Genomic DNA, 6,709 nt, shown 5'->3' with positions numbered 1-6,709 from the left:
CGGCTCCGGCTCCGGCTCCGGCGGACCGCAGCAGGGCGGCGGGACGGCACGACCGGTCGGGCAGCAGCACAGGCGAGCGGCGCCCGCACGTGGCAGGCAGCAGCGGGCGGCCGGTACCGGACGGCCGTCGGGGCCTGCGCTGAGCGCACCCGAGGGCCTCCGGCCGCGGGGCGACGCGCCCGGGACGCCACCTGCCGCCGCTTCATCCGAACAGGCGCAAAAGCGCGCTCACGAGAGTTTTCCCGTCCGGGGCCGTCCGTCCCGCGCAGGCAGGGCGTCCGGCTTCTCGCTGGGTCCTCCGCCGGGACGGCGGCTGTACGCCGAACGGCCCCGACCCGGCCTACCGGTCAGCTTTTACGTTTTTCAGATTTTTCCTATCTTTGCCGCGCATTCCCTGCTGACAAGCAACCGCAGAGCATCTCCGAGGAGTGGCACATGCGCATTGTCGTGACCGGTGGAGCCGGGTTCCTCGGCTCCCACCTGTGTGAGGCGCTGCTGGCGCGAGGCGATTCCGTGGTCTGTCTGGACAACCTGTCCACCGGCCTCGCCGAGAACATCGAGCACCTGCATGCGAACCCCCGTTTCACCTTCCATCTCGTGGACGTCAGCGAGGGCGTCGACGTGACCGGTCCCGTGCACGCCGTCGCCCACCTCGCCAGCCCGGCTTCACCGGCGGACTACCACCGGCTTCCGCTGGAGACACTCGCCGTCGGCAGCCGAGGCACCGAACACGCGGTCCGGCTCGCGATGCGGCACGGCGCGCGGTTCGTGCTGGCCTCGACCAGCGAGGTCTACGGCGATCCGCACTGCCACCCGCAGCCAGAGGAGTACTGGGGCAACGCCAACCCCATCGGTCCCCGCAGTGTCTACGACGAGGCCAAGCGCTATGCGGAGGCCGTCACGGCGGCGTACGCCCGCCTGTCCGGCGTGGACGCGGGGATCATCCGCATCTTCAACACCTACGGCCCCCGCCTGCGCCCGCACGACGGCCGGGTCGTGTCGACCTTCATCCGGCAGGCTCTCGCCGGTGAACCACTGACCCTGTACGGGGACGGCGAGCAGACCCGCAGCTTCTGCTACGTCGACGACCTCGTCCGGGGCATCGTCGCCATGCTCGACGCGCGCGAGTTCGGCCCGGTGAACCTCGGCAACCCGGACGAGCGGACAGTTCATCAGCTGGCCGACCTGGTACTGCAAATCACCGGATCGTCCTGCGAGGTGCGCCGGTTGCCGTTGCCCGTGGACGACCCGACGCAGCGCTGCCCGGTCATCACCCGGGCCACGCGGTCCCTGGGCTGGAAGCCCGAGATCTCCCTGGAGGAGGGCATCGCGCGCACCGTGGAGTGGTTCCGGCTGCACCCCGAGCAGCCGGCTGGAGCGGCGCTGGAGCAGTGCAGCGGGCGCGCGCCCACGTCCCACGCGGTGCCCCGGCACTCGCCGTACGCCGCCATCGGCATCGGCGGTCCGCGCGCGGCGCAGGTACTCGCGCCGCCCGCCGCCGGGGAGCACCCGCACGCCACCGAACCCGCGCTCTAGCCAGGACGCGGCCGTGACCATCAGTACAGGGCCCGTGCCCTCGCAAGGCAGCGGCATCGCCGGTACCGGTGCACCCCCTGGCGCACCGCCCGGCGTGGACGTCGTGGCGGAGGAGGTGGGCCTGCTCTCCCGTGGGAATGTCGCGCGGATCACCGCCGACGGTCCCGTCCTCGCACAGCACCGCGAGCGCCGAAGTCTGCGGCACGACACCTTCCGGCCCGTCCTGTCCCGCAGCCGTCAGCGGCTGGTGACCGTGCTCGCCGGGTGCTGGCTGGTCAGCCTCTGCGCCTTCTGGGTGTGGTGGTTCAGGCCAGAGCACCGCGTCGGGATCGTCTCGCTCGTGGTGAACAGCCTGCTGCTGGTCTACCTGACTCTGCTCCCGGTCCCGTTCATCATCGCGATCCTGCGGCTGCGCAGCGTGAATCGCACCCTGTCCGTGCCGCGGCTTGCGGTCGCCTTCGTCGTCACCAAGGCGCCCTCGGAGCCGTGGCCGCTCGCCCGCGAAACGCTCACCGCCATGCTGGCGCAGGACTTCCCGTATCCGTACGACGTGTGGCTCTGCGACGAGGACGCCACGCCGGAGGTGGAGGCGTGGTGCGCCGAGCACGGCGTCCGGTTGTCCTGCCGCCGGGGGGTGCCCGGCTACCACCGGGGCGTCTGGCCCCGCCGTACCCGGTGCAAGGAGGGCAACCTCGCCTACTTCTACGACCGGCACGGTTACGAGGACTACGACGTCGTGGCCCAGCTGGACTGCGACCACGTGCCGCACCGCGACTACCTGGCCGAGATGGTACGGCCGTTCGGCGATCCCGCCATCGGCTATGTGGCGGCGCCCAGCGTGTGCGACGCCAACGCCGCCGGCTCGTGGTCGGCGCGCGGACGGCTGCACCGGGAAGCGGTCTTCCACGGTGCGGTCCAGCTGGGACACTGCGACGGGCTCGCCCCCGTGTGCATCGGGTCCCACTACGCCGTCCGCACCGCGGCACTGCGCGACATCGGAGGCATCGGCCCGGAGCTGGCGGAGGACTTCTCCACCACCTTTCTGCTGAACTCGGCCGGCTGGCAGGGTGCCTTCGCCATCGACGCGGAGGCCCACGGTGACGGGCCGGTCACGTTTGCCGCCATGGTCACGCAGGAGTTCCAGTGGTCCCGGAGTCTGGTCACTCTGCTGCTGGGGATGCTCCCCTCCCACTGGAAGCGGCTGCCGCCGGTCCTGCGGCTGCGGTTCGGGTACGCCCTGAGCTACTACCCGCTGCTCGGGCTGTCCACGGCCGGTGCCCTGGTGCTGGCCCCCGTGGCCGCGGTGACGGGCGTGCCATGGATGCGCGTCGACTACTTCGAGTTCCTCGGCCACTACTGGGCGATGTCGCTCGTACTGCTGGCCCTGGCCTGGCTGATGCGCCGCCAGGGGCTGCTGCGCCCGGCGCGGGCTCCCCTGCTCAGCTGGGAGAGCTGGCTGTTCGCGATGGCGCGCTGGCCCTTCGTGGCCTGGGGCACGGTCTCCGCGGCGGTCCACCGGGTACGTCCCCGGCCGCTGACGTTCAAGGTCACCCCGAAGTCGCGCGACCCGCTGGCACCTCTGCCCCTCCGGCTCGTCATGCCCTACCTGATCATCGTCACGACCCTCGGCTGCGCCGCGCTCTTCGGGGAGCTGCACGGTCCCGCGTACGGCTATGTGTTCCTCTGCCTGGTCGGCGCAAGCGCGTACACGCTGGTCACCTTCGCCGTGTGCTGGCTGCATGCGGCTGAGACGGCGGCCGCGGAGGGCGTCAGCCGCCTCGCCGCCCTGGCGACGGTACGCCTGCCGCTCGTCGTGGCGGCGCTGACCGCGCTGCCGCTGGTCCTGGCCATGGCGGTCTTCCCCCACTACCTGATGGGGTTCTACGCCTGAGGGCCCGCCCGTCCTGCGCACCGGCCGCGCCCCTCCTCATCGCCTCCCCCGCCGCCCATCCCCCGCACAGCACCCCACCCATGGAAGGCTCCCATGTCGCTGCCCCGGACGGTCCTGGTGACCGGTGGCGCCGGTTTCATCGGCAGTCACACCTGTGTCGAACTCCTGGACCACGGCCACGAGGTGGTGGTCGTGGACAACCACCAGAACAGCTCGCCGGAAGCACTCACGCGCGTGCAGAAGGTGGCGGGCCGACCGCTCGTCGCCTCGTACGACGTCGACGTCCTGGACCGCGCGGCACTGTCCGACGTGTTCCGGCGGCATCCGGTCGACGCCGTCATCCACTTCGCCGGACGGAAGGCGGTCGGCGAGTCCGTGCGCATGCCGGTGGAGTACTACGACACCAACGTCGGCGGCACGGTGTCCCTGCTCGCCGTCATGGCCGAACACGGAGTGCACCGGCTGGTGTTCTCGTCGTCGTGTTCTCTGTACGGGGCGGCCGAACGGGTGCCCCTCGCCGAGGGGGATCCCGTCGCGCCCACCAACCCGTACGCCCGCTCCAAGTGGATGTGCGAGCAGGTGCTGGCGGACGTGTGCCGGCAGCGTCCGCAGCTGTCGGTGTACGCGCTGCGGTACTTCAACCCGGTCGGGGCGCACGCCTCGGGGCTGCTGGGTGAGGACCCGCTGGGCACGCCGGACAATGTGATGCCGTTCATCGCGCAGGTAGCGGTCGGGCGGCGGGAGGAGCTCGCCGTCTTCGGCGACGACTGGCCGACCCCGGACGGCACCGCCGTACGCGACTACATCCACGTCATGGACGTGGCCGAGGGTCACCGGGTGGCACTGGGCCACCTCGCCGAGCCGGGTATGCGGGTGCTCAACCTGGGCACCGGCGTGGGCACGTCGGTGCTCGAACTGGTCGCCGCGTTCCGTGCGGCGTCCGGCCGGCCCGTGCCTTACCGGATCGCACCGCGCCGGGAGGGGGACGTGGCGCGGCTCGTCGCCGACGCCCGCGCCGCCCTCGACGCGTGGGGGTGGCGGCCGCGGCGTGACCTGGCCGAGATGTGCACCGATGCCTGGCGGTTCCAACTGGGCAATCCCCGGGGTTACGCGGCCTGACGGCTCCGGCGAGCCCGACCGGCAGCGGCCGGACGAGATGGGCCCGGCCGGGTGGCCGGGCCCATCTCGCGCGCCGTCCGCGGTGTCATTGCCCGCCGTCACCGCTCCGACGCGCTGGCTGGACGGCTCCCACGAGCGGTGTGTCGCCGATCCTGCCACCGAAGGCGTCCACCGGGCCCGGGTCGATGGCGAACCAGCCTTGCAGGTCGATCCCTTCCGGAGCGGCCGGCTCCCCACATCCCGGCGTCAGCGCGGCACGCAACGCCACGGCGCGCCGCAGCCCGCCCGTGTCGTCGAAGCACGGGTCGACGCTGCTGCCCGTGTCCTGGTCCCCGATCCGTTCCTGGCCCGTCGCGCGGCGCCACGCGTCGTGGTCGTCGAAGGTCTCGCCCTGCCACTCCAGCGTCCAGGGGCCGTCGGTCACGTGGTAGTTGTTGCCCTGCAGGAGTACGCCGACGAGCAGGCCTTCGGCCCGTACCAGCGGTGCCCCGTCAGTGACGAAGTGGTTGTTCCTGATACCGACGTCCCGGGGGCCCGGGGTGATCATGAGGGCGGGAACGCGGAGCTCGTCGCCGGACCGGGTGACGACGGTGTTGTGGTAGATCTGCGTGTCCTGCACGAACCCGCCGACGTAGATGCCGGCGTACCCGGCGAGTTCGCGGACGTCGTGGTTGCTGACGTTGAAACGCACGACGTTGCCCGAGTGGGTCCGGCGCCGCTCGCCCGCGTAGACGAGGTATCCGGGGCCGTCGTTGCCGTACGAGAGGTTGTACTGGAGACGGGAGCGCGTGACGTTGACATCGAGGCCGAACCCTCCGCCGTCCACATGGCTGTTGGTCCGGTTGTGGTAGGAGACGCTGCGCTGGATGACCACGCGTGTGGCGTCGTGGGCCCAGATGCCCTGGGGTCCCTCGAGTGCCGTGGGTGAGGACCCGGCGCCGTTGTCGTGTGCCGTGGAGCGGTCGATGCGGCCACCATCCACCGACGCGAGGATGATGCCGCTGCCGGTGTTGCGTGCGTGGCTCGTGGGAGAGCCCGGGTTGTGGTGGGCCTCGACCCGGTCGACGGTGACGTCGGCGTGGGCGTACCGGGGTGGGCCCGCGTCCTGGTCGGGACCGTAGGTGATCAGTCCGGCGTCGCGGTTGCCGTGCAGGACGCTGTTGTCGACGCGCACCCCGCGAAAGCCGGAGCCGCCGTCGCCGCCCACCTGTACGCCATGGCGGAACCCGGACACGTCGACGCCGGAGACCACCACGTGTTCGAGCTTGCGGGCGTCGCTGCCGGCGTCGGCGTAGAAGCTGATGCCGCCCTCGTCCCTCACGGACCGCCCCTGGCCGCGGACCTGGATCCGGCGGACCTCGACACCGGCGGTGTTGTAGACGTCGACGCCCGGGGTGCCGGCCGGCACGATGACGGCACGCCCCTTGCCGTACGAGTCGATGACGACCGGGCGGTCCGGCCGGCCGGCCTCTCCCTCATCGAGCCGCAGCCGCCCGCGGTGGCGCACCCCCCCTTCGAGCCGGACCCGGTCCCCGGGCTGCAGACGAACCGAGTCCACACGCTTGAGGGTGCGCCACGCGGTCGCACGCGTGTGTCCGTCGGCGCCATCGTCACCGGCGGGGCTGATGTAGAACGTCCTGCCGCCGCCCGAGCCGTCGGTCGTGCTCGGCGGACGGTAGGGCTCGGGCAATCGGCACCCCGCCATGCCCACCGAGATCAGTGTGCACAACACCCACACGGTCACACGGGCCCTACGAGCCGGTCCGGACCGGCCCGGCCGCTGCCTCCTGCGGCTTTCCGCTGCTTCCACGCACGCCCCTCACGGTTCGGCCCTCACCCTCGGGCTCTCCTGCTCGGGCCCTCACGCTCGGGCCCCACCGCGCCAGCGTGCCAGCGGCGCGGGCGCAGACGAAGCCGGCGGTGTACACCGTTCGGGTAGACCCTGCTCCGCGCTCCCGGTACCGGGGTCCTCCCGGCGGCGGCGAAGTCACCCACACGCCAGGACCGACCGCGACCGGCACACGCCTCCGGCCGCCGTCCCCGCCACCCCCGGCTCCCTCACCACACCAGCCACGGCAGCACAGCCGTCCTCCTTCGGAAGCCCCCGCCGCCTCCGCCGCTCCCCGCCGCGGTGCCGGCCCGGCCGCGCAGCCCGCCCCCGCC

The 6,709-nt window shown here is 72.1% G+C and carries 4 protein-coding genes; 3 read left to right on the top strand and 1 reads right to left on the bottom strand.

The window, feature by feature from the left end:
- The first annotated feature begins 435 nt into the window (after window positions 1–435).
- The 3 genes from IH00_RS0134200 (at window position 436) to galE (ending at window position 4,546) form a co-directional block, all read left to right on the top strand.
- Window positions 436–1,536, top strand: coding sequence for a UDP-glucuronic acid decarboxylase family protein (locus IH00_RS0134200; protein ID WP_078888114.1), 1,101 nt, complete (start codon window positions 436–438; stop codon window positions 1,534–1,536).
- 13 nt (window positions 1,537–1,549) lie between these two features.
- Window positions 1,550–3,427, top strand: coding sequence for a glycosyltransferase family 2 protein (locus tag IH00_RS0134195; protein WP_420710972.1), 1,878 nt, complete (start codon window positions 1,550–1,552; stop codon window positions 3,425–3,427).
- A 93-nt stretch (window positions 3,428–3,520) separates the two neighbouring features.
- The gene (gene galE, locus IH00_RS0134190; RefSeq protein ID WP_031080063.1) at window positions 3,521–4,546 is read left to right on the top strand and encodes a UDP-glucose 4-epimerase GalE; all 1,026 of its coding nucleotides are present in this window, start codon (window positions 3,521–3,523) and stop codon (window positions 4,544–4,546) included.
- A gap of 85 nt (window positions 4,547–4,631) precedes the next feature.
- Here the strand turns inward: galE and IH00_RS0134185 are convergent, their stop codons facing one another.
- Entirely contained in the window at window positions 4,632–6,104 is a 1,473-nt protein-coding gene (locus IH00_RS0134185) for a right-handed parallel beta-helix repeat-containing protein (RefSeq protein ID WP_158828099.1), read from the bottom strand.
- Window positions 6,105–6,709 lie beyond the last annotated feature (605 nt).

The organism is Streptomyces sp. NRRL S-118 (genome assembly GCF_000716335.1).
In the GTDB taxonomy this organism is placed as follows: Bacteria; Actinomycetota; Actinomycetes; order Streptomycetales; family Streptomycetaceae; genus Streptomyces.
This window is presented reverse-complemented; position numbering and strand designations above follow the sequence as displayed.

Bases quoted from the DNA above. Each gene is read 5' to 3' on its own strand.
- IH00_RS0134200 (WP_078888114.1), top strand. From the start codon at position 436: ATGCGCATTGTCGTGACCGGTGGAGCCGGGTTCCTCGGCTCCCACCTG.
- galE (WP_031080063.1), top strand. From the start codon at position 3,521: ATGTCGCTGCCCCGGACGGTCCTGGTGACCGGTGGCGCCGGTTTCATC.